The following is a 22,838-nucleotide window of genomic DNA, read 5'->3' as shown; positions in this document are numbered from 1 at the left end:
TGGCCGACAGTGGCGGCTTGGTGACTCAGAACCTGACGTCACCGAGCCGTACGTTGAGGTGCCGCAATTGACGATTTTGCCGTGCAAGCACCTTCATCCGCTTCGGGCCTAGATCATTCAGCATCTGCTGTATAGTTCACCAGATGCTGACCATTAATACCCGGCTGGACGCGATGCACCGTCTTGGCCGTGCACTGGCCGACCCGACCAGATCCCAGATCCTCCTGACCCTGCTCGACAGTCCCGCCTACCCGGCAGAGCTGGCCCGGGACTTGGACCTGACTCGCTCGAACGTGTCCAACCACTTGGCCTGCCTGCGCGACTGCGGCATCGTAATTGCTGAGCACGAGGGCCGCAGGACGCGCTATGAAATCGTCGACTCACATCTCGCACAGGCACTGGCGGCGCTGGTCGACATCACCCTGGCTGTCGACGAAAGCTCCCCATGCATCGATCCAGGCTGCTTGGTCCCGGACTGCTGCGCAGGAGAGGTGGACGCCTGATGCTCACCACGACACTCCAGGCCATCGGCCTGTTCATGGCCACCAACATCGACGACATCATCGTGCTGTCACTCTTCTTCGCTCGAGGCGCGGGCCAGCGCGGCACCACCACCCGCATCCTGGTCGGCCAGTACCTCGGGTTCGCTGGCATCCTCGGCGCGGCAGTGCTGGTGACCATCGGAGCCGGCGCCTTCCTGCCCTCCGAGGCCATTCCCTACTTCGGGCTCATTCCCCTCATCCTCGGTCTCTGGGCTGCATGGAACGCCTGGCGCGGCGACGATGATGATGACGACGCCAAGGTCGCTGGCAAGAAGATCGGCGCGTGGACCGTCGCCGGTGTCACCTTCGCCAACGGCGGAGACAACATCGGCGTCTACACCCCCGTCTTCCTCAGCGTGGATCCCCTAGCGGTCGTCGCCTACTGCATCGTCTTCCTCGCGCTGGTCGCCGTCTTGGTCGCACTCGCCAAATTCGTCGCCACCCGCCCACCAATCGCTGAAATCCTCGAACGCTGGGAACACATCCTGTTCCCCATCGTCCTCATCGGCCTCGGCATCGTCATCCTCGTCACCGGCGGAGCATTTGGTCTCTAGCAATGAACGAGACCGGTCAGGTCCGTCCGGTGGCGGTCCGGCACAGGATCGCCGAGGCACACGGCGGGCGTGTCGGGCTCGACTCGACCGAGGGCGAGGGGACCACGGTCACCCTCGTCCTGCCCGTCACGGACTGAGCGGACGAAGGGGGAGGACGCGTCAGTCCTCCTCCGGCACCGCCCGCTCCAGGCGCAGCCGCATCTCGGGGAAGGTCGAGGCCGCGAACCCGAAGTCGTCGTAGATGTCGCGCCCGGCCTCGGTGGCGTTGAGCGTGATCAGCTCGACGTCGGTCTCCTCCTCGAACCACTCGAGCAGGGCCCCGAGGACGGCGTGGGTGAAGCCCAACCGGCGGTGTCGGGGGAAGGTCGCGACGTTGGTGACCAGGCCCCCTTCGCCCTGCCGGCCGGGCGCGGGCATGAGGTCGAGCACCTGGCCGATGGCGCACGAGACGACGGTGCCGTTGGCCTCGGCCACGACGACGTGGGTGCGCTCGTCGTGGAGGTGCTGCTGCAGCCAGCGGGCGGCATCCTGCTGCCAGGCCATGTCGGAGATCTGCTCCGCGAGCGTGCCCATGGCCTCGAACATCAACGCCCGCAGCGCGACGATCGTCGCGATGTCGCCGGCGACGGCCGGGCGGATGACGGAGCCCTCGACGGGGCCGGGGACCGGCTCCCTTCGTCGGTCACGGGCGGCGCGGCGTGGCAGGCGGTGGGAACGAGGAGCCATGGGGCCATCCTGCCGCGTCGCTGGCTGAGGTGCGACGGAGGAGCCTCGAAGCCTGGGTCTCGAGGCTCGGGCGCGGACGCCCTCGCACCGCCCACGCGAACGTGGGACCCAGACCCACGTGGGGAACAACCGTGGCCTCGGCGCTGTTTGGAACCCCTGTGTCAGGTCTGGCACAATCCCATGGTTGGTCCGGTTCACGGCAGGCGGCACAGATGCCCGCAGTCGTGGGTCCCGCAGAGGGCGCGACGCCGACCCGGACACTCAGACACCGAGGAGCACCACGTGAAGAAGGACATCCACCCCACCTACGAGACCACGACCGTCTCGTGCACCTGCGGCAACACGTTCACGACCCGCAGCACCAAGTCCGACGGCCAGATCAAGGCCGAGGTCTGCAGCAACTGCCACCCGTTCTACACGGGCAAGCAGAAGATCATGGACACCGGTGGCCGCGTGGCCCGCTTCCAGAAGCGCTACGCCAAGAAGGCCGAGGCCAAGTAGTTCTTCCGATGCGCCGGTCAGCCCACTGCGGGCTGGCCGGCGCATCTGCGTCTCCACCCACCACCCGTCGCCCCGGAGGTCCCCGTGCTCGAGTCCGTCGAGTCCCTGCTCGCCGAGCACGCCCGCCTGGAGGCATCGCTCGCCGACCCCGACGTCATCGGCGACCCCGACCGGCTGCGTGACGTCAACCGTCGCTACGCCGAGCTGACCCCGGTCGTCACCGCGCAGCGCGAGCTCGACTCCGCGAGTGGCGACCTCGAGGCGGCGCGCGAGCTGGCCGCCGAGGACGCGGCCTTCGCCGAGGAGCTGCCCGTCCTCGAGGAGGCGGTCGCGACGGCCGAGGACCGGCTGCGCCGGCTGCTCATCCCGCGCGACCCCGACGACGACCGCGACGTCATCCTCGAGATCAAGGCGGGCGAAGGGGGAGAGGAGTCCGCCCTCTTCGCCGGCGACCTGCTGCGCATGTACCTGCGTCACGCGGAGAAGCGCGGCTGGCGCACCGAGCTGCTCGACTCCACCGAGTCCGACCTCGGCGGGTACAAGGACGTGCGCGTGGCCGTCTCCGCGAAGGGGGCGAGCGAGCCCGGCTCCGCGCCGTGGGCCCGCCTCAAGTACGAAGGGGGAGTCCACCGCGTCCAGCGCGTCCCCGTCACCGAGAGCCAGGGCCGCATCCACACCTCGGCCGCGGGCGTGTGGGTCATGCCCGACATCGAAGACACGGCCGACGTCGACGTGCTGCACCCCAACGACCTGAAGATCGACGTCTACCGCTCCTCCGGCCCGGGCGGGCAGTCGGTCAACACGACCGACTCCGCCGTGCGCATCACCCACCTGCCGACCGGCACCGTCGTCTCCTGCCAGAACGAGAAGTCCCAGCTGCAGAACAAGGAGTCGGCGATGCGCGTCCTGCGCGCCCGCCTGCACCAGATGGCGATGGAGGAGGCCGCGGCCGAGGCCAAGGAGGCGCGCGCCTCGCAGGTGCGCACGGTCGACCGCTCCGAGCGGATCCGCACCTACAACTTCCCGGAGAACCGGATCAGCGACCACCGCACCGGGTTCAAGGCCAACCGGCTCGACGCCGTCCTCGACGGTGACCTCGACGCGGTCGTCGACTCCGCGGTGCAGGCCGATGAGGAGGCGCGCCTCGCGGCCCTCGCGGGGGAGGGGGAGTGACCACCTCCCTTCGCTCCGCCGTCGACGCGGCCACCGCCACGCTGGACGAAGGGGGTGTCCCCACCCCTCGTATCGACGCGCTCGTCCTCGCCGGGCACGTCCTCGGCTGCGACCGGGGCGAGGTGGAGCGCCGGATGCTCCTCGGGGGTGAGGTCGACGCGGGGTTCGTCGATCGCTTCGCCGGTCTCGTCGAGGAGCGCGCGACCCGGGTGCCGCTGCAGCACCTGACGGGCAGCGCCCCCTTCCACCACCTGGAGCTGCACGTCGGGCCGGGGGTCTTCGTGCCGCGACCCGAGACGGAGCAGGCCGTCGACCACGCGCTCGCCGCCCTCGACGGCATCGCCGAGCCGGTCGTCGTCGACCTGTGCACGGGGTCGGGGGCGCTCGCGTTGGCGGTCGCCGACGAGGCGCCGCACGCGCGGGTGGCTGCCGTCGAGCTGAGCGAACTCGCCCTCGCCTGGGCCGCACGCAACATCGAGACGACCGGGCTGCCTGTCGAGCTCGTGGCAGCCGATGCGACCGCCGACCCCGCGAGCGTCCCTGCGCTCGCGGACCTCGTCGGTCGGGTCGACGTCGTCGTGAGCAACCCGCCGTACATCCCCGTCGGGATGGTGCCGCTCGACCCCGAGGTCGCCGAGCACGACCCCGACATCGCGCTCTACGGCGGCAGCGAGGACGGGCTCGCGATCCCGCTGGGGGTCGCCGCCACGGCCGCCACCCTGCTGCGGCCGGGGGGCCTGCTCGTCATGGAGCACGCCGATGGTCAGGGGGAGTCGCTGCCGCGGGCGCTCGCGGCCACGGGTGCGTGGGTCGAGGTGTCCGACCACGACGACCTCGCCGGGCGGCCGCGCACGACGACCGCCCGGCGAGCTCAGTGACCGCTCAGAGGATGTAGATGAGCAGGGCGATGATGAGCAGGACACCGACGATCGTCCAGATCAGGCTGGATCCACGCATGTTGTTCCTCCTGTGGTGCGAGGGGACAGGTCCTGCCCGCACTACCCGCTCCACGCGCGGGTATGCATGGCGTCGGGTGGGAGCACGAAGTCCGGAGTCATAGGGTGGGGCCCATGAGTCCAGTCGTCGATGCGACCTCCGACGAGCGCGCCGCGAGCGTCGCCACCACGGTCGACGCCGTCCGCCGCGGCGAGATCGTCGTCATCCCCACCGACACCGTCTACGGCATCGGGGCCGACGCCTTCGACGTCACCGCGGTGGCCGACGTCCTCGAGGCGAAGGGGAGGGGCCGGGAGATGCCCCCGCCGGTCCTCATCCCCGACACCCGCACCGTCGACGGCCTGGCCCGGGCGGTCCCGGACTGGGCACGTCGGCTCATCGACGAGCTGTGGCCCGGCCCGCTCACCCTCGTGCTCCACGCGCAGCCGTCGCTGCACTGGGACCTCGGCGAGACCGCCGGCACCGTCGCGCTGCGCATGCCCGACGACGAGATCGCGCTGGAGGTGCTGCGCGAGACCGGCCCGATGGCCGTGACGAGCGCCAACCGCACCGGCGAGCCGGCCGCGACGACCGTCACCGAGGCCGCGGTCGCACTCGGCCCGGCCGTGAGCGTCTACCTCGACGGCGGACCCCGCAGCACGCAGGAGCCGTCGACGATCATCGACTGCACCGGCGAGGTGCCCGAGGTCCTGCGGCTCGGCGCCATCGGGCGCGAGCGGCTCGAGGAGATCCTCGGCGCGGACTTCGACCGGGCACCGGCGGCGGCCGCGGACGTCACGGATGTCGCCGACGACGAGGCGGCTCACGTCGACGAGCCCGGCGAGGTCGACGAGGTGACCCGGGCCGACGAGGTCGGCGAGGTCGACGACGAGCCCTTCGACGACCCGCAGCCGGGCGACCGGCCCGAGTTCCACGACGAGGACCCGGTGGTCGCCGCTGCCGAGGAGGAGCGCCTGCGCGCCGAGGCGCGCTCGTCCGGCACGGACGACACGGCCGCCACCTCGCAGGGGTGGGAGGATCTCCCTTCGACCGCCGACGACGGCCCGCACGACCCCACGACCGACCCGATCACCCACACCCCCAGCGACACGGAGGCCCAGCGATGACCGACGACACCTTCTACGGCTCCGACTTCGGCGCCCTGAGCGCCTTCGACCCGGAGATCGCGGGTGTGCTCACCAGTGAGCTCGACCGCATCCGCGGCGGACTGCAGCTCATCGCCAGCGAAAACATCTCCTCGCCGGAGGTGCTCACCGCGCTCGGGTCGACGCTGAGCAACAAGTACGCCGAGGGCTACCCGGGGCGTCGCTACTACGGCGGCTGCTCCGAGGTCGACAAGGCGGAGAACCTCGCGATCGAGCGGGCCAAGAGCCTGCTGGGTGCCGAGCACGCCAATGTCCAGGCCCACTCCGGCGCGAGCGCCAACCAGGCCGTCTACGGCGCCTTCCTCCAGCCGGGGGAAAAGATCCTGGCGATGTCGCTGCCGCACGGTGGCCACCTGACCCACGGCACCAAGGTCTCCTTCTCCGGCAAGTGGTTCGACGCTGTCCACTACGGCGTGCACCCCGAGACCGAGGACGTCGACTACGACGAGATGGAGCGCCTGGCCAAGGAGCACCGGCCCAAGGTCATCTGCTCCGGTGGTTCGGCGATCCCGCGCCTGATCGACTTCGAGCGGATCCGCGCGATCTGCGACGAGGTCGGCGCGATCATGTGGGTCGACGCCGCCCACTTCATCGGCCTGGTCGCCGGCAAGGCGATCCCGAGCCCCGTCCCGCTGGCCGACGTCGTGACCTTCACGACGCACAAGGTGCTGCGTGGCCCCCGCTCCGGCGCGCTCGTGTGCAAGGAGGAGCACGCCAAGGCGCTCGACAAGGCGATCTTCCCGATGATGCAGGGCGGCCCGCAGATGCACACCATCGCGGCCAAGGCGGTCAACTTCAAGGAGTGCGCGACCCCCGAGTACCAGCAGTACGCCCAAGACGTCATCGCCAACTCCAAGGTGCTGGCCGACGAGCTGCTCCAGCGGGGCATCCGGCCGACGACCGGCGGCACGGACACGCACCTGTCGCTGCTCGACCTGCAGGGCGTCGGGGTCACCGGCGTCGACGCCGAGGCGCGCTGCGACGCGGCCGGCATCACGCTCAACAAGAACGCCATCCCCAACGACCCGCAGAAGCCGTCGATCGCCTCCGGCATCCGCGTCGGTACCCCCTGCGTCACGACGCAGGGCATGGGCACCGACGAGATGGTCAAGATCGCCGAGCTGATCCACACCGCGGTGACGACGGGTGACGCCGACCCCGAGCACGAGGTCTCCCGCGCGGTGCGGGCCGAGGTCACCGACCTCGTGACCCGCTTCCCCGCCTACCCGCGCTGATCCCGCTCGCAGCCGGAGGAGGGGTGCCGTGAGGGAGTACGTCTTCGTCTTCCTCGTGGCGCTCGTCTCGACCTACCTGCTCGTCCCGCTCGCCCGCACGGTGGCCATCCGCGTCGGTGCCTTCACCGAGGTGCGCGAGCGGGACGTGCACGTCGTGCCGATCCCGCGCATGGGTGGCGTGGCGATGTTCCTCGGCTATGCCGTCGCCACGCTCGTCGCGTGGCGGATGCCCTTCCTGCGGCAGGTCTTCGAGTCCGGTGAGCTCGTCGGCATCCTCATCGGGGCCGGAGTCGTGTGCCTCGTCGGCGCGATCGACGACATGCGAGAGCTCGACGCGCTGACCAAGCTCGGCGGCCAGCTCGTGGCCGCAGCCGTCATCGCCTTCTCCGGCGTGCAGCTCTTCTCCCTGCCGCTCGGGGTCGTCACGGTGCTGCCCGCGCCGCTGCTCGTGCTCATGACGATCTTCATCGTCGTGCTGTGCATCAACGCGGTGAACTTCATCGACGGCCTCGACGGGCTGGCCGCCGGACTCGTCGCCATCGCCGCGGTCGCCTTCTTCATCTACAGCTACCTCATCTCGGCGAGCTACGCGCCGCCCAATGTCTTCTCCTCGGCGACCTTCGTCTCCGCGGCGCTTGCCGGTGCCTGCCTCGGCTTCCTGCCCCATAACGTCTTCCCGGCGAAGCTCTTCATGGGCGACTCCGGCGCCCTGACGCTCGGCCTGCTCCTCGCGGCCGCGACGATCCTCAACGTCGGACAGATCAACCCCGCGCAGGTCAGCCAGCTCGGCGCCAACCAGCTCGCCGCGACCGTGCTGCCGCTGCTCATCCCCATCTCGATCATGATGCTGCCGCTCATCGACGTCCTCTGGGCCGTCGTGCGGCGCACCGCGCGCGGCCAGCGCCCGTGGCAGGCCGACAGCCAGCACCTGCACCACCGGATGCTCAAGATCGGGCACGGGCACCGTCGCGCCGTGCTCCTGCTGTGGCTGTGGGCCTTCGTCGTCGCGATGGGCTCGGTGAGCTTCGTCGTCCTGCCGTGGTACGTCGCCGCCGGCGCGGGAGTGGTGATGCTCGCGCTCGCCGCCGGCCTGACCGCCTGGCTGCCGCGGTTCTCCGCCCCCGGCCACCGGCCCAAGGAGTACGACACCAAGGGACGCCGCCTCGACGCGTAGGTCTGGTCTCGAGGTTCGGGCCCGGGGGCCCTCACACCTCGACCAGCGTGGAAAGGCGCAGGCGCCCGGGGAAATGCGCGCAAGGGCGCGCAGGCGCCCGGGGAAATGCGCGCTTGGAGGTGCAGGATTGGTGGGCCTCCGGGCGCTTGTGTAAACTTTCACAAGCGCCCGCCGGACCCTGTGGTCCGACCAGCAGAGCACCTCGTGCTCCCGTCCCGAAGTGAGCCGATGACGACGACTCAACGCCGCAGCCCCGTGCAGGGCATGCGCCGCGGCGTCCTCGTCGCCGGGCTCTGCGGCACGGTCGCCCTGACCGTCGCCGGAGCGGTGGCGAAGGGGGCCGACGGTGCCCTCAGTGCCCTCGCCGGAGCGCTCCTGTCGTTCGTCGTCCTGCTGCTCGGCCTCGTCGCGATCTCCGCGGTCGTCGCAGGGGACCCCGGCGCCTCCATGGCGGGTGCCGGACTGGTCTTCATGGGCCAGCTCATCGTCCTCGTCGCCGCGATCGCGCTGCTGCGCCAGCAGCCATCCCTCGACGGGCCGGTCATCGCGGCCGCCGCTATCGTCCAGGTCGTCCTCATCCAGGTGGCCCAGCTGCGTGGGTACGTCCGTGCCCGGCACGCCATCGACCCGCAGGCAGGCCGCGCATGAGCGCGCTCACGCGGCGGAGCCCGGACCGGACCCCCCGTCTGGTCACCAAGGCCGACGCCGACCCGGAGCAGGTGCGGGCGGTCAGCGAGCGCTACGCCCACGACCCGAGCCGACCCAACCCCACGGCCCAGGCCGATGCCATGGGTTCGACCGTGCTGGCCTACCTCATCACCGGTCCGCTGCTCTTCGGCGCGATCGGCTGGGGCATCGACCGGTGGCTGGGCGTGACGGGTTTCATCGCGGCCGGGATCATCGCCGGGATGGGTCTGTCGCTCTACACCATCTGGCTCCGCTACGGTACGTCCCAGGCACCCACGCACGATGACCCCGAGCAGGGGTCGACGACGGCTGCCCAGCCACACAACGAGGAGATTCAGTGACCCTGCCTGCGCTCACTTCTGCGCTGCCCGCTGCCGGTGGCGGCGAGGGCTACCAGCCCCCGACGCCGGAGATCTTCTGGCAGCCGCTCTTCGAGATCGGTGGCCTGACCGTCACCAACCAGATGGCGTGGGCCGCCATCATCACCGCGGTGCTCTCGATCGGCCTGGTCGCCCTGAGCAAGAACGCCTCGGTCGTCCCGAGCAAGGCCCAGTGGCTGCTCGAGGGTGCCTACAACTTCCCGCGCAACTCCATCGCCCGAGACATGATCGGGACCAAGGAGTTCAAGAAGTTCGTGCCCCTGCTGGTCACGCTCTTCTTCATGGTCCTCTTCTACAACTTCGCCGGTTCCTTCTTCGGCGCGATGAACCCGGTCAACGGCAAGATCGGCTTCCCGATCGCCCTGACGCTCGTCGTCTACGTCGTCTACCACTGGGTCGGCTTCCAGAAGATGGGCTTCGTCGGCTACTTCAAGCACATGGTCCCGCCGGGCCTGCCGGGGTGGATCGCACCGGTCATTTTCCTGCTCGAGGTCATCACCTACTTCGTGACCCGTCCGCTGACGCTCGCGCTGCGACTCTTCGGCAACATGTTTGCCGGCCACATGATCATCTACCTCTTCGTCACCGGAGCCTTCTACTTCCTGCTCCACGGCGACGGGATCCTCATGCAGGCGATGTCGCTGCCGACCTTCCTCATGGCCGGCATCATGCTGATCTTCGAGCTCCTGGTCCAGTTCCTCCAGGCCTTCGTCTTCACCCTCCTGGCGGCCAGCTACATCGCCGGCGCCGTCGCCGACGACCACTGATCGTCGACCTCGTACCCACAACTGCATAGCACCCACCCAGTACTTCCCCGCGGGACAGACCTCGCGGCGGATCACAGAAACACGAAAGAGGAATCATCGTGGAAATCACCGGCTCGCTCTCCCTGATCGGTTACGGCCTCTCCGCCATCGGCCCGGCCATCGCCGTCGGCCTGATCTTCGCGGCGTACATCAACGGTGTCGCCCGCCAGCCCGAGGCCCGTGGCCTCCTGCAGCCGATCGCCATCCTCGGCTTCGCCCTCGCCGAGGCCCTCGCCATCTTCGGTCTGGTGCTCGCGTTCGTCCTCTGATCTGCCGGTCACGGCACCAGTCATCGGCACCAGTAACTAGGAGTACCCGTGCACATCACCGCAACCGTCTCATCGGTCGTGGGGCTCGCCGCGGCGGGTGAGGGCGAGACCATGCCCCTCATCCCGCACTGGGAGGAGCTCGTCTTCGGGTTGATCATGTTCGCGATCCTCTTCTGGGTCGTCGCGAAGAAGGTCGCCCCGAACCTCGAGAAGGCCTACGAGGAGCGCCACGCTGCGATCGAGGGTGGCATCGCCCAGGCCGAGAACGCCCAGGCCGAGGCCGAGGCCGCCAAGGCCCAGTACGAGTCGCAGCTGGCCGAGGCCCGTGCCGAGGCCGCGAAGATCCGTGAGGACGCGCGCGCCGAGGGCGCCGCGATCGTCGCGGAGATGCGCGGTCAGGCCCAGGACGAGGCCAACCGGATCACCGAGTCGGCGCACAAGCAGATCGAGGCCGAGCGCCAGCAGGCGTCCGTCCAGCTGCGCGGTGAGGTGGGTCGTCTGTCGACCGACCTGGCCGGCCGCATCGTCGGTCACGAGTTGCAGGACTCCTCGAGCCGCCAGGGTCTGATCGACCGCTTCCTGGCCGAGCTGGAGTCGGGTCAGGTCCAGCCCGAAAAGGTCGGGGCGTCCGCCGCGACCACGCCGGAGCAGGGCCAGCTCGACCTCGGCGACGCGGGTCGTGACGCCTGATGCGAGGTTCCTCCCGCGCCGCCGTCCACGAGGGACGCCAGTCCTTCGAGACGGCACTGATGTCCGGTGACCCGGCTGTCGTGTCGGACGAGCTCTTCGCCGTGACCGCGCTGCTCGACGACAACGCGACCCTGCGTCGCAGCGTCGCCGACCCCTCCCGTGAGGGCAAGGACAAGTCCGAGCTGGTCACCCGACTGCTCCACGGCAAGGTCTCCAACGAGACCGTCGGGATCGCCTCCGTGCTCGTCGCCCAGCGCTGGGCCCAGGAGCGCGACCTCACCGACACGTTCGAGCGCTTCGCCGTCGAGGCTGCCCTCAAGGGCGCCGAGGCCGGCGGGGTCATCGACCAGGTCGAGGACGAGCTCTTCCGCTTCGAGCGGGTCGTCGCGGGCAACCCCGAGCTGCGGGACGCCCTGGCCAACCGCCTCGGTGACCCCGCGGGCAAGGCCGACCTCGTCGGTGGGCTGCTCGAGGGCAAGGCGCGGCCCGAGACGGTCCGCCTGGCCCGCCGGTCGGTGCTGGCCCCCCGGGGCCGTCGCTTCGACCGGACGATCGAGGCCTACCTCGACATCGCCGCCGAGCGCCGCCAGCAGCTGACCGCCGTCGTGACGACCGCGGTCGACCTCACCGAGGAGCAGCGCACCCGCCTGGCCGGCGCGCTGCAGCAGATCTACAGCAAGCCCGTCCAGCTGCAGATCGTCCACGACGAGGACGTCATCGGCGGCATCCGGGTCCAGATCGGCGACGAGGTCGTCGACGGGACCGTCCTGCGACGTCTCGACGAGGCGAAGCGCCACCTGGCCGGCTGAGCCACCAGCCCAGACCCCATGCAGACCACATATTCGGCCATCACAGCGGCCGGCAACGAGGAGAAGACAACATGACGGAGCTTTCGATCCGTCCGGAGGAGATCCGGGACGCCCTGGACGGCTACGTGCGGTCCTACAACCCGGGCGCGGCCTCCCGCGAAGAGGTCGGCCGCGTCACCGACACCGGTGACGGCATCGCCCACGTCGAGGGACTCCCTTCGGCCATGACCAACGAGCTGCTCGAGTTCGAGGACGGAACCCTCGGCCTCGCGCTCAACCTCGACGTCCACGAGATCGGTGTCGTCGTGCTCGGCGACTTCTCCAAGATCGAGGAGGGCCAGGCGGTCAAGCGCACCGGCGAGGTCCTCTCCGTGCCCGTCGGTGACAACTTCCTCGGCCGCGTCGTCAACCCGCTGGGCCAGGCCATCGACGGCCTCGGCGACATCGAGTCCGAGGAGCGCCGCGCGCTCGAGCTGCAGGCCCCCTCGGTCGTCCAGCGCAAGTCGGTGCACGAGCCGCTGCAGACCGGCCTGAAGTCGGTCGACGCCATGACCCCGATCGGCCGTGGCCAGCGTCAGCTGATCATCGGTGACCGCCAGACCGGCAAGACCACGGTCGCGGTCGACACGATCATCAACCAGAAGCAGTTCTGGGAGACGGGCGACCCGCAGAAGCAGGTGCGCTGCATCTACGTCGCCATCGGCCAGAAGGGCTCCACGATCGCGTCCGTCAAGGGCACGCTCGAGGAGGCCGGCGCGATGGAGTACACGACGATCGTCGCGGCCCCCGCGTCCGACGCCGCCGGCTTCAAGTACCTCGCCCCGTTCACCGGCTCGGCCATCGGCCAGCACTGGATGTACCAGGGCAAGCACGTCCTCATCGTCTTCGACGACCTGAGCAAGCAGGCCGAGGCCTACCGCTCGATGTCGCTGCTGCTGCGCCGCCCGCCGGGCCGCGAGGCTTACCCGGGTGACGTCTTCTACCTGCACTCGCGTCTGCTCGAGCGCTGCGCCAAGCTCTCCGACGACATGGGCGCGGGCTCGATGACCGGTCTGCCGATCATCGAGACCAAGGCCGGTGACGTCTCGGCGTACATCCCGACCAACGTCATCTCCATCACCGACGGCCAGATCTACCTGCAGGCCGACCTCTTCAACTCCGACGTCCGCCCCGCCATCGACGTGGGTGTCTCGGTCTCGCGTGTCGGTTCGGCCGCGCAGACCAAGGCGATGAAGTCGGTCTCCGGTCGCCTCAAGCTCGACCTGGCCCAGTACCGCGCGCTCGAGGCCTTCGCGATGTTCGCGTCCGACCTCGACCCGGCGTCGAAGCAGCAGCTGGCCCGAGGCGCCCGCCTCGTCGAGCTGCTCAAGCAGAAGCAGGCCGACCCGTACCCGGTCCCGGAGCAGGCCGTCGCCATCTGGGCGGGGACGACCGGTGAGCTCGACCCGATCGCGGTCGAGGACATCCGTCGCTTCGAGTCCGAGTTCCTCGACCACCTGCGTCGCAACAAGAACGACCTGATGCAGGGCATCCAGGAGACCGGCAAGCTCGAGGACTCGACGATCGAGGCCCTCGAGGCCGAGATCAAGAGCTTCCGCGACAGCTTCGTCCCCTCCAACGAGGACAACGTCCCGGTCGGGTCCGCGGAGGAGTCGGGCGATGACGCCCAGGACTCCGAGCAGGTCCAGATCGTCAAGCAGAAGCGCTGACCACCACCGGTCGGGCGTCGCCAGCGGCGCTCGACCGGCACAGCACCACCGTTCGGCCACCGGCCGTGAGCCGACCACAGACCACCAGAGAGGCGGAAGCACATGGGAGCGCAGATCCGGGAGTACCGGCAGCGCATCCGGTCCGTCAGTGCGACCAAGAAGATCACGCGCGCCATGGAGCTCATGGCGGCCTCCCGCGTCGTCAAGGCCCAGCAGGCGGTGCGTGAGTCCACGCCGTACGCCCGCGCGCTGACCCGGGCGGCCTCGGCCGTGGCCACGTACTCCGACGAGGACCACCCGCTGACGACCGAGCCGGAGAACGTGCGCCGGGCGGCGCTGCTCGTCATCGCCGCCGACCGCGGTCTCGCGGGCGGGTACAACTCCAACGTCCTCAAGGAAGGGGAGCGGGTCGCCGCCGCCCTTCGCGACCAGGGCAAGGAGGTCGTGCCGTACCTCGTCGGTCGCCGCGCGGTCTCCTTCTACTCCTTCCGCAAGCGCGAGTTCGCGGCGGAGTGGACCGGCAGCTCCGAGAAGCCGACCTTCGACAATGCCCGCGAGATCGGCGAGCGCCTCGTCGCGGACTTCGTCAAGGACTTCGAGGACGGCGGCGTCGACGAGGTGCACGTGGTCTTCACCCGCTTCGTCTCGATGGTGACGCAGGAGGCGGAGGTCATCCGTCTGCTGCCCCTCGAGGTCGTCGAGGGTGTGGAGGAGCCGGCGCAGGACGAGCTCTACCCGCTGTACGAGTTCGAGCCGAGCGGCGAGGAGCTGCTCGACACGCTGCTGCCGCGCTACGTCAACGCGCGCATCTTCAACTGCCTCCTCCAGGCGGCCGCCTCCGAGCTCGCGGCGCGCCAGCGCGCCATGAAGTCGGCGACGGACAACGCCGAGGAGCTCATCAAGAAGTACACCCGACTGGCCAACCAGGCCCGTCAGGCCGAGATCACCCAGGAAATCTCCGAGATCGTCGGTGGCGCCAGCGCCCTCGCCGATTCCAAGTGAGAAGGTAGAGAGAACCCATGACTGCCACCGTCACCGAAGAGAACACCACCCAGGCGGGTGGGGTCGGGCGCATCTCCCGCGTCATCGGCCCCGTCGTCGACGTCGAGTTCGGCGCCGACACGATGCCCGACCAGTACAACCTGCTCACCACCGAGGTGACCACGGGTACCGACACCCGCACGCTGAACCTCGAGGTCGCCCAGCACATCGGCGACAACATGGTGCGCGCCATCTCCCTGCAGCCGACCGACGGCCTCGTCCGCGGCGCCCAGGTGCAGGACACCGGCGGCCCGATCACCGTTCCCGTCGGTGACGTCACCCTCGGCAAGGTCTTCAACGCGACCGGCGTCTGCCTCAACCTCGAGGAGGGCCAGACCCTCGAGGTCAACGAGCGCTGGGGCATCCACCGTCCCGCCCCGGCCTTCGACCAGCTCGAGTCGAAGACGCAGATGTTCGAGACCGGCATCAAGGTCATCGACCTGCTGACCCCCTACGTGCAGGGTGGCAAGATCGGCCTCTTCGGTGGTGCCGGTGTCGGCAAGACCGTCCTCATCCAGGAGATGATCGCCCGTGTCGCCCGCGACCACGGTGGTGTCTCCGTCTTCGCCGGTGTCGGTGAGCGCACCCGTGAGGGCAACGACCTCATGGTCGAGATGGAGGAGGCCGGCGTCCTCGGCCAGACCTCCTTGGTCTTCGGCCAGATGGACGAGCCGCCGGGCACGCGTCTGCGCGTCGCCCTGTCCGCGCTGACCATGGCGGAGTACTTCCGCGATGTGCAGAAGCAGGACGTGCTGCTCTTCATCGACAACATCTTCCGGTTCACGCAGGCCGGCTCGGAGGTCTCCACGCTGCTGGGCCGTATGCCCTCCGCCGTGGGGTACCAGCCGACCCTCGCGGACGAGATGGGCGTCCTCCAGGAGCGCATCACCTCGACGCGTGGTCACTCGATCACCTCGATGCAGGCGATCTACGTGCCCGCCGACGACTACACGGACCCGGCCCCGGCGACGACCTTCGCCCACCTCGACGCGACGACCGAGCTCAACCGCGAGATCGCGTCCATGGGTATCTACCCGGCCGTGGACCCGCTCACCTCGACGAGCCGGATCCTCGACCGTCGGTACATTGCGGAGGACCACTACAACACCGCGGTCCGCGTGAAGTCGATCCTGCAGAAGAACAAGGAGCTGCAGGACATCATCGCGATCCTCGGTATCGACGAGCTGTCCGAGGAGGACAAGATCCTCGTCAACCGCGCGCGTCGCATCCAGCGGTTCCTCTCGCAGAACACCTACGTCGCCAAGCAGTTCACCGGCATCGAGGGCTCGACGGTTCCGCTCGCGGACACCATCGAGGCCTTCACCAAGATCTGCGACGGTGAGTACGACCACATCGGCGAGCAGGCCTTCTTCATGTGTGGTGGCCTCGACGACGTCGAGCGCCAGTGGGCGGAGATCCAGAAGAACCTCTGATCCGGCCCGACCGATCACGCTGCGGCCGCTCCCTTCGCCACGAAGGGGGCGGCCGTCGCCGTCGGCGGGGGCATTGGGGGAGTGGGCGGGTGCGCACCTACACTGAGGCCATGACGAACTCCGGCGAGCAGTACAACCCGCCCGGGCAGCCCCAGGGTCCGCCGCCCCCGCCCGGGCAGTCGCAGGGCCCACAGGGACCGCAGGGCGGTTACCCGCAGCACCAGCAGCCCGGCCAGCAGTACGGCGGCCAGCAACAGGGCGGCTACCAGCAGGCGCCGCAGGCTCCGGGCATGCAGCTGCCGTCCTCCGGTCGCTACCACCTCAACGTCATGGGCCAGGACCACGGCCCCTACGACCTCGGCCAGCTCGCCGGCATGGCGGCCAACGGCCAGCTCAAGGGCGACACCCCGGTGCGCGGCGAGGGGCAGGACGGCTGGTTCCCGGCCTCGCAGGTCCCCGGGCTGTTCTCCAGCCGGGAGTGGATGACCACCCTGCTGCTGTCGATCTTCGTCGGCGGCTTCGGCGTCGACCGCTTCTACCTCGGTCAGACCGGCCTCGGCGTGCTCAAGCTCCTCACCTGCGGTGGGTTGGGCATCTGGTCGATCATCGACGTGATCTTCGTCGTCATGCGCAAGATGGTCGACGTCGACGGGCGCCCGCTGCGGTGACCCTGCCTCCAGCCCCGCCGGCCGAGCGCCGGGTCCACCTCGCGCGTGGGTTGAGCCTCACGCAGCGGGCGATCGTGCCCGTCCTCGCGCTGCTCAGCCTCATCGGGCTCGTCGTCGCGCGGGTCTGGCCGGTGCAGTCGGTGGACTCGGGGCAGCCGACGTGTCTGCTGCGTCTCACCACCGGGATGCCCTGCCCCGGCTGTGGCATGACCCGCTCCTGGGTGCACCTCGCCCACGGGGACGTGGCGACCGCCTTCGAGTACAACTTCTTCGGGCCGATCGGCATGGCGATGGCTGCCGGGCTGGTCGTCTACACCGTCGTCGCGCTCGTGCGTCGACGACCCACCGAACGCCTCTTCGACCAGCTCAACCCGAAGTTCCTCATGGTCGGCATGGGGCTGTGGCTCGGCTACTCCGCCGTGCGGATCGTCAGCCTGGCGCTCGGTCAGGACTACTTCGCGCTCGTCGTGGCCTGAGGCGCGCGCAGACCCATCAGCGCGGCGGGCTACGATTGTGTCCCTGCCGCCGTAACCAGACGAAGGACCCCCAGTGAGCTCCCTCAACGTTGAACTCGTCGCCGCCGACCGCAAGGTGTGGTCCGGTGAGGCCTCGATGGTCCGCGCCCGCAGCACGGAGGGTGAGATCGGCATCATGCCGGGCCACACGCCGCTGCTCGGTGTCCTCATCGAGGGTGACGTCGTCATCCACGCCACCGACGGGGACCAGACCGCGACCATCGACGGCGGATTCCTGTCCGTCGACCACGACAACGTGACGATCGTCGCCGAGACCGTCCAGGCCCCGGCCAAGGGCTGACCCGTCCATGTCGGCCCTGCAAGTGGTGGAGATCGTCCTCCTTGCAGGGTGTCTGCTCGTCGCGCTCTGGCTGGTGCTGCTGTGGCTGCGCCGCCGTGCACTCGCCGCCCACGGACCTGTGAGTCCCTGTGCCGTCCGGCTGCCCGGGTCGCCCCGCTGGCGACTCGGGCTGCTGCGTCTGAGCTCCGGGCAGCTCGACTGGTTCAGCGTCAGCGGGGTGACGACCAGCCCGACGATGTCGTGGGCCCGGGAGGGCCTGGACATCTCCACCCCGTCCATGGAGACGGTCTCCATCCCCGGCCTGGCCACCGCGGTCTGCCTGACCCTCTCGGGGGAGTCGGGCGACCTCGCCGACCTGGCCCTCGAGTCGAAGATCTACCCGGCCGTGCGCTCGTGGTTGGAGTCGGCGCCACCCGGCCGCGGGGTCAACGTCACCTGACCCCCGGCTCACCTGACCCCGCGCTCAGGCGCGGGATTCCCCCTTCGTCGGCTTGGCCTCACGCCCGCCGCCGGGCTGCCAGAGCACGTCGCCACCGATCGACAGGTTGGCGACCCGGGCGAGGATGAAGAGCAGGTCGGACAACCGGTTGAGGTAGGTCGTCGTCAGCGGGTTGACCCCACCGGCCCCGCGCTCGTCGGCGACCTCCGTGCCGTAGGCCTCGCGTGCCGCCCAGGCCGAGCGCTCCGCACGCCGTACGACGGTCGTCGCGTGGTGCAGGTGGGCCGAGCCGGGGGTGCCGCCCGGGAGGATGAACGAGCGCAGCTTTTCCACCCGGGTCAGGTAGTGGTCGCAGTCCGCCTCGAGCTCGTCGATCCACTCCTGCTTGACCCGCAGCGGCGGGTACTCGGGATCGGCGAGAAGGGGGGTGGACAGGTCCGCGCCGAGGTCGAAGAGGTCGTTCTGCACCCGGGTGAGCGTCGCGACGACGTCCTCCTCGAAACCACCCGTCGCGACGGCGACCCCGATGACGGCGTTGGCCTCGTTGGCGTCGGCGTAGGCCTGCAGCCGAGGATCGGTCTTCGACGTCCGGCTGAAGTCGCCGAGGGCGGTCGTGCCCTCGTCGCCGGTGCGGGTGTAGATCTTCGTCAGGTTGACCATGGACCCATCGTCGCAGAGCCGCGGTGACCCCCCGGTGGCATGTCCATGACCGACTACTGGTAATGGCGTGATCACATCGTGATTGCCGGGTGCGTGCCAACGCCCGTCACGCCGGTCACACTGGATCCCAACGGACGCAGCATTCAGGGGAAGGCAGGTGACCGTGATGAGCGCAATGACCGCGCTGACGCCGGTGGGTGGCGAGGGGTCCACCCGAGTGCGGGTGCTGGTGCCCTTCGACCTGAGGCACAGCGCCGACCTGCGACAGGGTTTCGTCACCGCGATCCGCGAGGGCCACGACCTGCTCGTCGACATCTCCGGGTCGACGGTCGTCGACCAGGTGGGCTTCGCGACGCTCGTGGGGGCGCACGCCCGCGCCGCCCGCGCCGGCCGTCGCCTGCGGTTCACCGGGGCCGACGAGCGCACGACGCGGCTGCTGCGCCGGGCCGGCCTGATCCGGTTGCTCCAGGACGCCCCGACGCCGTCCGGGCGCCGGCGCCCCTCGCTGGCCGTCTGAGCCATCGGCGGACCACGGCGATATCCTCTGACCCATCCGCGCCTGGACTCCGGGCTACGTCGATCGCCGGAGGCAGCGTGACCCAGCACAGCGACCGTGTCCGAGAGCTGCCCTGGGACACCGGCCGCGACCCGGCCGTCGACCTCGTGCGAGGCATCGCCGTCATCTGCATGGTCATCGCCCACGTGAGGGTGTGGGCTCCGACGGAGGACACCCTCGTCAAGATCGTCCTCACCCTGGTCAACAACGTCGCGTCTCCGCTCTTCGCCCTCGTCATGGGTGTCTCGGCCGGCATCGTGCTCACCCGACGCTCACGACCGGTGCAGGGCAGGATCTTCGTCGAGCGCAACCTCGTGCGCGGTCTGATCCTCATCACCATCGGTCTGGCCCTGGAGCAGCTCGGGACCTTCGTCGCCATCGTCCTGATGTCGCTCGGGGCCACGCTGATGGTGGCCGCCCCCTTCGCGCTCCTGCCGGTGCGGGTGCTCGCCGTGGTGACCGTGGTGGTCTTCGCCGCCGGCCCGGCCGTCAACGCAGCCGCGCGTGGGGCCTTCGACCCCGCCCGGGTCCACTCGCCCGCGATCGTCGACCAGGTACTGCAGTGGTTCGTGCTGTCCACGCACTACCGGGTGGTCAGCCTGTTGCCCTTCGTCCTGGCCGGCGTGCTGCTCGCTCGGGCCGGCCTGACGGCTCGCGCGGCCCTGACGAGTCTCGTCATCGGGATCGCGGCCGGCGTCGCGGTCGCCGCGCTGCGCCTCGCCGGGCACGGGATCGGCGTCAGCGACATCGTGTCCGGCGGGGTGCCTGACGCGCTCCTCGACGTGGCGCTCGCCGCCTCTGCCCTCGGCGCGATCGTGCTGGTCGCACGGTGGGCCCCGGCCCGGCCCGTCGTGACGGCGCTCGCGCCGGTCCGGGCCGTCGGGGCCCTCGCGCTCAGCGCCTACGTGCTGCACGTCTGCCTCATCGCGATCGCCCAGCGGGTGGGGGACCCGAGGGCGCCCTACGACTCCTGGCCGATCTACGCCGGCGGGATCCTCGTGGTGACCGTGCTCGCGTGCTGGGCCTGGTGGCGCCTGCTGGGCAAGGGACCGGTCGAGAGCCTCATGGCGCTGGTGACCGACCGGATGGAGTGAGCGCCGCGGATGTGGCGGTATTCACCGCGGACAGGTCTGCTCTCGTCACGCGCTCGCGGGTACCTTGCCACCTATGGCCGACAGCACCGATGCCCCGACCCCCGCAGCCGAGGCTGCGCGACCCGAGCGCGACCGCCCCTGGGTGATGCGCACCTACGCGGGTCACTCCAGCGCCGCGGCGTCCAACGAGCTCTACCGACGCAACCTGGCCAAGGGCCAGACCGGTCTGTCCGTCGCCTTCGACCTGCCGACGCAGACCGGCTACGACCCCGACCACGTGCTCAGCCGTGGCGAGGTGGGCAAGGTCGGTGTGCCGATCAGCCACATCGGTGACATGCGCAAGCTCTTCGACCAGATCCCGCTCGGCGAGATGAACACGTCGATGACGATCAACGCCGTCGCGATGTACATGCTCGCGATGTACCAGGTCGCCGCGGAGGAGCAGGCCGAGGCGGCTGGCCAGGACCCGGCCGAGGTGCGCGCGCGCCTGGCCGGCACGACGCAGAACGACATCATCAAGGAGTACCTGAGCCGGGGGACCTATGTCTTCCCGCCCGGGCCCTCGATGCGGTTGATCACCGACATGGTCACCTACACCGTCGGCGAGATCCCGAAGTGGAACCCGATCAACATCTGCAGCTACCACCTGCAGGAGGCCGGCGCGACGCCGGTGCAGGAGATCGCGTACTCGATGTCGACGGCGCTCGCCGTGCTCGACGCCGTCCGCGACTCCGGCCGGGTGCCGGAGGCCGAGTTCGGCAAGGTCGTCGCCCGCATCTCCTTCTTCGTCAACGCCGGCGTGCGCTTCGTCGAGGAGATGTGCAAGATGCGCGCCTTCGTCGAGCTGTGGGACGAGATCTGCCGTGAGCGCTACGGCGTCACCGACGCCAAGCAGCGCCGATTCCGCTACGGCGTCCAGGTCAACAGCCTCGGCCTGACCGAGGCCCAGCCGGAGAACAACGTCCAGCGCATCGTCCTCGAGATGCTCGCGGTCACGCTGAGCAAGGACGCCCGCGCCCGCGCCGTGCAGCTGCCGGCGTGGAACGAGGCGCTCGGCCTGCCCCGACCGTGGGACCAGCAGTGGGCCCTGCGCCTGCAGCAGGTGCTCGCCTTCGAGTCCGACCTGCTCGAGTACGACGACCTGTTCGCCGGCTCCCCGGTGGTGGAAAAGAAGGTGGCCGAGCTCGTCGCCGGCGCCAAGGCCGAGATCGAGCGCATCCAGGACATGGGTGGCGCTGTGCCGGCCGTCGAGTCCGGCTACATGAAGAACGCCCTCGTTGCGAGTCACGCCCTGCGTCGCCAGCGGATCGAGGCCGGCGAGGACATCGTCGTCGGGGTCAACAAGTTCGAGACGACCGAGCCCAACCCGCTCACGGCCGACCTCGACACCGCGATCCAGACCGTCGACGCCGACGTCGAGGCCAAGGCCATCGAGGCCGTGCGGGCCTGGCGCTCCGAGCGCGACGCCGACCCGCAGAGCGCCCGGGCCGCCGCCGACTCGCTGGAGCGGCTGAAGGAGATCGCCGCCACCGACGAGAACCTCTTCGAGGCATCCCTCGTCTGCGCCCGCGCCGGTGTCACCGTCGGCGAGTGGGCCCAGGCCCTGCGTGAGGTATTCGGTGAGTTCCGCGCTCCCACCGGGGTCTCCGGCTCGGTCGGCGTGGCCGACGGCGGCTCGGCCGACCTCGTGGCCGTGCGCGACCGGGTGCGGGCCACGGCCGAGGAGCTCGGCGGGGCGCTGCGCGTCCTCGTCGGCAAGCCCGGCCTGGACGGCCACTCCAACGGCGCCGAGCAGATCGCCGTGCGCGCCCGCGACGCCGGATTCGAGGTCATCTACCAGGGCATCCGCCTCACGCCCGACCAGATCGTCTCGGCGGCCGTCGCCGAGGACGTGGACCTCGTGGGCGTCTCGATCCTCTCCGGCTCCCACATGGAGCTCGTGCCCGACGTCCTCGAGGGCCTCAAGGCCCAGGGCGCCGGTGACATCCCGGTCATCGTCGGCGGCATCATCCCCGAGTCCGACGCCGTGCGGTTGCGCGAGATGGGCGTCGCCGCCGTCTTCACGCCCAAGGACTTCGGGCTCAACGAGATCATGGGCCGATTCCTCGACATCATCCGTGACAGCCGGGGTCTGCCCGCCCTCGAGACCGCGGACGCGTGAGCCGCCACGGGGTCCAGCCCCGGCGTGGTGTCTCGTGGGTCCACGCGGTCGTCGCCGTCCCGGTGGCGGCGATCGCGTGGGTCGTGCTCACCGCCGTCCTCACGATCACGCTCGGCGACGCAGCACTCGCCGGCATGATCGCGATCGGCGTGGTCGTCGGAGTGGGTTGCGTCCTGCTGCTCCTCCCTTCGTCCTCGGCGAAGGGAGCCGGTCTCGGCGCGATCGTCACCACCGTGCCGTGCGCGATCGGTCTGGCCCTGACCCTCATGTGACCGGCCTACGATGGCGGGATGGCCCTGCACTGCCCGGCGACGCTCCTGATCGCCCCGGTACCCCGCGACGCGAAGGGGGTCGGTGACCTCACCGCGTCCCTGGCCGGCGAGCGGGTGCTCGCGGTCGTGCGTGAACCCGGTGACGAGGTCGCGGTGCACGTCGCCGCGGCGCTCGACGTGCCGCTCGAGGACGAACCGGAGCTGGCCGAGGTCGACGCGGCCGGACCGCACTCAGCCCTCCACGCGATCGCCGACCTGCACCGCGGCGAGACCGTCGTCGTGCTGGTGCCGGGTCTCGCGGCGGGGGAGACCCCCTTCGACCGCCGTGAGCTGGACTGAGC

General features: G+C 69.9%; 29 protein-coding genes. 27 read left to right on the top strand and 2 right to left on the bottom strand.

The features are described from left to right. Window positions 1-143 precede the first annotated feature (143 nt). The 3 genes from cmtR to JAN01S_RS17680 are packed head-to-tail and all read left to right on the top strand — an operon-like array spanning window position 144 to window position 1,233. Window positions 144-503 carry a Cd(II)/Pb(II)-sensing metalloregulatory transcriptional regulator CmtR gene (cmtR, locus tag JAN01S_RS08525; RefSeq protein WP_068316623.1) on the top strand — a complete coding sequence of 120 codons (360 nt, stop codon included), beginning with the start codon at window positions 144-146 and terminating at the stop codon, window positions 501-503. Next, window positions 500-1,096, top strand: coding sequence for a cadmium resistance transporter (locus tag JAN01S_RS08520; protein WP_068316641.1), 597 nt, complete (start codon window positions 500-502; stop codon window positions 1,094-1,096). The genes cmtR and JAN01S_RS08520 overlap by 4 nt, the downstream gene beginning before the upstream one ends. A 2-nt stretch (window positions 1,097-1,098) precedes the next feature. Beyond that, a complete protein-coding gene (locus JAN01S_RS17680; protein WP_275887995.1) occupies window positions 1,099-1,233 on the top strand; it encodes a hypothetical protein in 135 nt (44 codons plus the stop codon). A gap of 22 nt (window positions 1,234-1,255) precedes the next feature. On the opposite strand, the gene JAN01S_RS08515 is transcribed toward JAN01S_RS17680, so the two are convergent. After that, window positions 1,256-1,822 carry a GNAT family N-acetyltransferase gene (locus JAN01S_RS08515; protein WP_068316621.1) on the bottom strand — a complete coding sequence of 189 codons (567 nt, stop codon included), beginning with the start codon at window positions 1,820-1,822 and terminating at the stop codon, window positions 1,256-1,258. A 282-nt stretch (window positions 1,823-2,104) separates the two neighbouring features. On the opposite strand from JAN01S_RS08515, the gene rpmE reads away from it, so the two are divergent. The 19 genes from rpmE (at window position 2,105) to JAN01S_RS08420 (ending at window position 17,754) form a co-directional block, all read left to right on the top strand. Then, complete coding sequence (gene rpmE, locus JAN01S_RS08510) at window positions 2,105-2,323, top strand: 50S ribosomal protein L31 (protein WP_068316620.1); 219 nt, start codon at window positions 2,105-2,107, stop codon at window positions 2,321-2,323. A gap of 84 nt (window positions 2,324-2,407) precedes the next feature. Continuing rightward, window positions 2,408-3,496 (top strand): peptide chain release factor 1, encoded by a 1,089-nt coding sequence (gene prfA / locus JAN01S_RS08505; RefSeq protein WP_068316618.1) that lies wholly within the window; start codon window positions 2,408-2,410, stop codon window positions 3,494-3,496. Then, window positions 3,493-4,374 (top strand): peptide chain release factor N(5)-glutamine methyltransferase, encoded by an 882-nt coding sequence (gene prmC, locus JAN01S_RS08500; protein ID WP_068316616.1) that lies wholly within the window; start codon window positions 3,493-3,495, stop codon window positions 4,372-4,374. Before prfA ends, prmC begins: the two co-directional genes overlap by 4 nt. Window positions 4,375-4,566: 192 nt before the next feature. Then, on the top strand, window positions 4,567-5,559 hold the full coding sequence (locus JAN01S_RS17715) for an L-threonylcarbamoyladenylate synthase (RefSeq protein ID WP_084360113.1): 993 nt from the start codon (window positions 4,567-4,569) through the stop codon (window positions 5,557-5,559). After that, complete coding sequence (gene glyA / locus JAN01S_RS08490) at window positions 5,556-6,833, top strand: serine hydroxymethyltransferase (RefSeq protein WP_068316614.1); 1,278 nt, start codon at window positions 5,556-5,558, stop codon at window positions 6,831-6,833. The genes JAN01S_RS17715 and glyA overlap by 4 nt, the downstream gene beginning before the upstream one ends. Window positions 6,834-6,861: 28 nt before the next feature. Next, complete coding sequence (locus JAN01S_RS08485) at window positions 6,862-8,007, top strand: glycosyltransferase family 4 protein (protein ID WP_068316612.1); 1,146 nt, start codon at window positions 6,862-6,864, stop codon at window positions 8,005-8,007. Window positions 8,008-8,235: 228 nt separating this feature from the next. Continuing rightward, the gene (locus tag JAN01S_RS08480; protein ID WP_157075668.1) at window positions 8,236-8,655 is read left to right on the top strand and encodes a hypothetical protein; all 420 of its coding nucleotides are present in this window, start codon (window positions 8,236-8,238) and stop codon (window positions 8,653-8,655) included. Continuing rightward, on the top strand, window positions 8,652-9,035 hold the full coding sequence (locus tag JAN01S_RS08475) for an AtpZ/AtpI family protein (RefSeq protein WP_068316607.1): 384 nt from the start codon (window positions 8,652-8,654) through the stop codon (window positions 9,033-9,035). Before JAN01S_RS08480 ends, JAN01S_RS08475 begins: the two co-directional genes overlap by 4 nt. Continuing rightward, complete coding sequence (gene atpB / locus JAN01S_RS08470) at window positions 9,032-9,841, top strand: F0F1 ATP synthase subunit A (RefSeq protein WP_244884790.1); 810 nt, start codon at window positions 9,032-9,034, stop codon at window positions 9,839-9,841. Before JAN01S_RS08475 ends, atpB begins: the two co-directional genes overlap by 4 nt. 98 nt (window positions 9,842-9,939) lie before the next feature. Then, window positions 9,940-10,149 carry an ATP synthase F0 subunit C gene (locus tag JAN01S_RS08465; RefSeq protein ID WP_174522284.1) on the top strand — a complete coding sequence of 70 codons (210 nt, stop codon included), beginning with the start codon at window positions 9,940-9,942 and terminating at the stop codon, window positions 10,147-10,149. A gap of 48 nt (window positions 10,150-10,197) precedes the next feature. Continuing rightward, entirely contained in the window at window positions 10,198-10,839 is a 642-nt protein-coding gene (locus JAN01S_RS08460; RefSeq protein WP_084360112.1) for a F0F1 ATP synthase subunit B, read from the top strand. Then, window positions 10,839-11,648 carry a F0F1 ATP synthase subunit delta gene (locus JAN01S_RS08455; protein WP_068316604.1) on the top strand — a complete coding sequence of 270 codons (810 nt, stop codon included), beginning with the start codon at window positions 10,839-10,841 and terminating at the stop codon, window positions 11,646-11,648. The genes JAN01S_RS08460 and JAN01S_RS08455 overlap by 1 nt, the downstream gene beginning before the upstream one ends. Before the next feature lie 71 nt (window positions 11,649-11,719). Then, window positions 11,720-13,357 carry a F0F1 ATP synthase subunit alpha gene (gene atpA / locus JAN01S_RS08450; RefSeq protein WP_068316603.1) on the top strand — a complete coding sequence of 546 codons (1,638 nt, stop codon included), beginning with the start codon at window positions 11,720-11,722 and terminating at the stop codon, window positions 13,355-13,357. A 102-nt stretch (window positions 13,358-13,459) separates the two neighbouring features. Further along, window positions 13,460-14,359 (top strand): F0F1 ATP synthase subunit gamma, encoded by a 900-nt coding sequence (locus JAN01S_RS08445; protein WP_068316601.1) that lies wholly within the window; start codon window positions 13,460-13,462, stop codon window positions 14,357-14,359. 17 nt (window positions 14,360-14,376) lie between these two features. After that, window positions 14,377-15,831: a F0F1 ATP synthase subunit beta gene (gene atpD / locus JAN01S_RS08440; RefSeq protein ID WP_068316597.1), complete on the top strand. Its 1,455-nt coding sequence runs from the start codon at window positions 14,377-14,379 to the stop codon at window positions 15,829-15,831. 110 nt (window positions 15,832-15,941) lie between these two features. Continuing rightward, complete coding sequence (locus JAN01S_RS08435) at window positions 15,942-16,499, top strand: NINE protein (RefSeq protein WP_218000016.1); 558 nt, start codon at window positions 15,942-15,944, stop codon at window positions 16,497-16,499. Beyond that, window positions 16,496-16,975 (top strand): DUF2752 domain-containing protein, encoded by a 480-nt coding sequence (locus tag JAN01S_RS17385; protein WP_068316596.1) that lies wholly within the window; start codon window positions 16,496-16,498, stop codon window positions 16,973-16,975. Before JAN01S_RS08435 ends, JAN01S_RS17385 begins: the two co-directional genes overlap by 4 nt. A gap of 73 nt (window positions 16,976-17,048) precedes the next feature. Beyond that, on the top strand, window positions 17,049-17,315 hold the full coding sequence (locus JAN01S_RS08425; protein ID WP_068316595.1) for a F0F1 ATP synthase subunit epsilon: 267 nt from the start codon (window positions 17,049-17,051) through the stop codon (window positions 17,313-17,315). Between the two features lie 7 nt (window positions 17,316-17,322). Then, window positions 17,323-17,754, top strand: a complete 432-nt coding sequence (locus JAN01S_RS08420) for a DUF2550 family protein (protein ID WP_084360111.1) — start codon at window positions 17,323-17,325, stop codon at window positions 17,752-17,754. 24 nt (window positions 17,755-17,778) lie between these two features. On the opposite strand, the gene JAN01S_RS08415 is transcribed toward JAN01S_RS08420, so the two are convergent. Further along, on the bottom strand, window positions 17,779-18,414 hold the full coding sequence (locus JAN01S_RS08415) for a cob(I)yrinic acid a,c-diamide adenosyltransferase (protein WP_068316591.1): 636 nt from the start codon (window positions 18,412-18,414) through the stop codon (window positions 17,779-17,781). Window positions 18,415-18,580: 166 nt separating this feature from the next. On the opposite strand from JAN01S_RS08415, the gene JAN01S_RS08410 reads away from it, so the two are divergent. The 5 genes from JAN01S_RS08410 (at window position 18,581) to JAN01S_RS08390 (ending at window position 22,836) form a co-directional block, all read left to right on the top strand. After that, the gene (locus JAN01S_RS08410) at window positions 18,581-18,931 is read left to right on the top strand and encodes an STAS domain-containing protein (RefSeq protein ID WP_157075667.1); all 351 of its coding nucleotides are present in this window, start codon (window positions 18,581-18,583) and stop codon (window positions 18,929-18,931) included. Between the two features lie 77 nt (window positions 18,932-19,008). Further along, window positions 19,009-20,064: a DUF418 domain-containing protein gene (locus JAN01S_RS08405; protein ID WP_068316587.1), complete on the top strand. Its 1,056-nt coding sequence runs from the start codon at window positions 19,009-19,011 to the stop codon at window positions 20,062-20,064. A gap of 73 nt (window positions 20,065-20,137) precedes the next feature. Then, window positions 20,138-22,225, top strand: a complete 2,088-nt coding sequence (locus JAN01S_RS08400) for an ethylmalonyl-CoA mutase (RefSeq protein ID WP_068316581.1) — start codon at window positions 20,138-20,140, stop codon at window positions 22,223-22,225. Beyond that, window positions 22,222-22,497 carry a hypothetical protein gene (locus JAN01S_RS08395; RefSeq protein WP_068316576.1) on the top strand — a complete coding sequence of 92 codons (276 nt, stop codon included), beginning with the start codon at window positions 22,222-22,224 and terminating at the stop codon, window positions 22,495-22,497. The genes JAN01S_RS08400 and JAN01S_RS08395 overlap by 4 nt, the downstream gene beginning before the upstream one ends. 18 nt (window positions 22,498-22,515) lie before the next feature. Continuing rightward, on the top strand, window positions 22,516-22,836 hold the full coding sequence (locus tag JAN01S_RS08390; protein ID WP_068316575.1) for a hypothetical protein: 321 nt from the start codon (window positions 22,516-22,518) through the stop codon (window positions 22,834-22,836). Window positions 22,837-22,838 lie beyond the last annotated feature (2 nt).

Source organism: Janibacter anophelis NBRC 107843 (assembly GCF_001570945.1).
Lineage (GTDB): Bacteria > Actinomycetota > Actinomycetes > Actinomycetales > Dermatophilaceae > Janibacter > Janibacter anophelis.
This window is presented reverse-complemented; position numbering and strand designations above follow the sequence as displayed.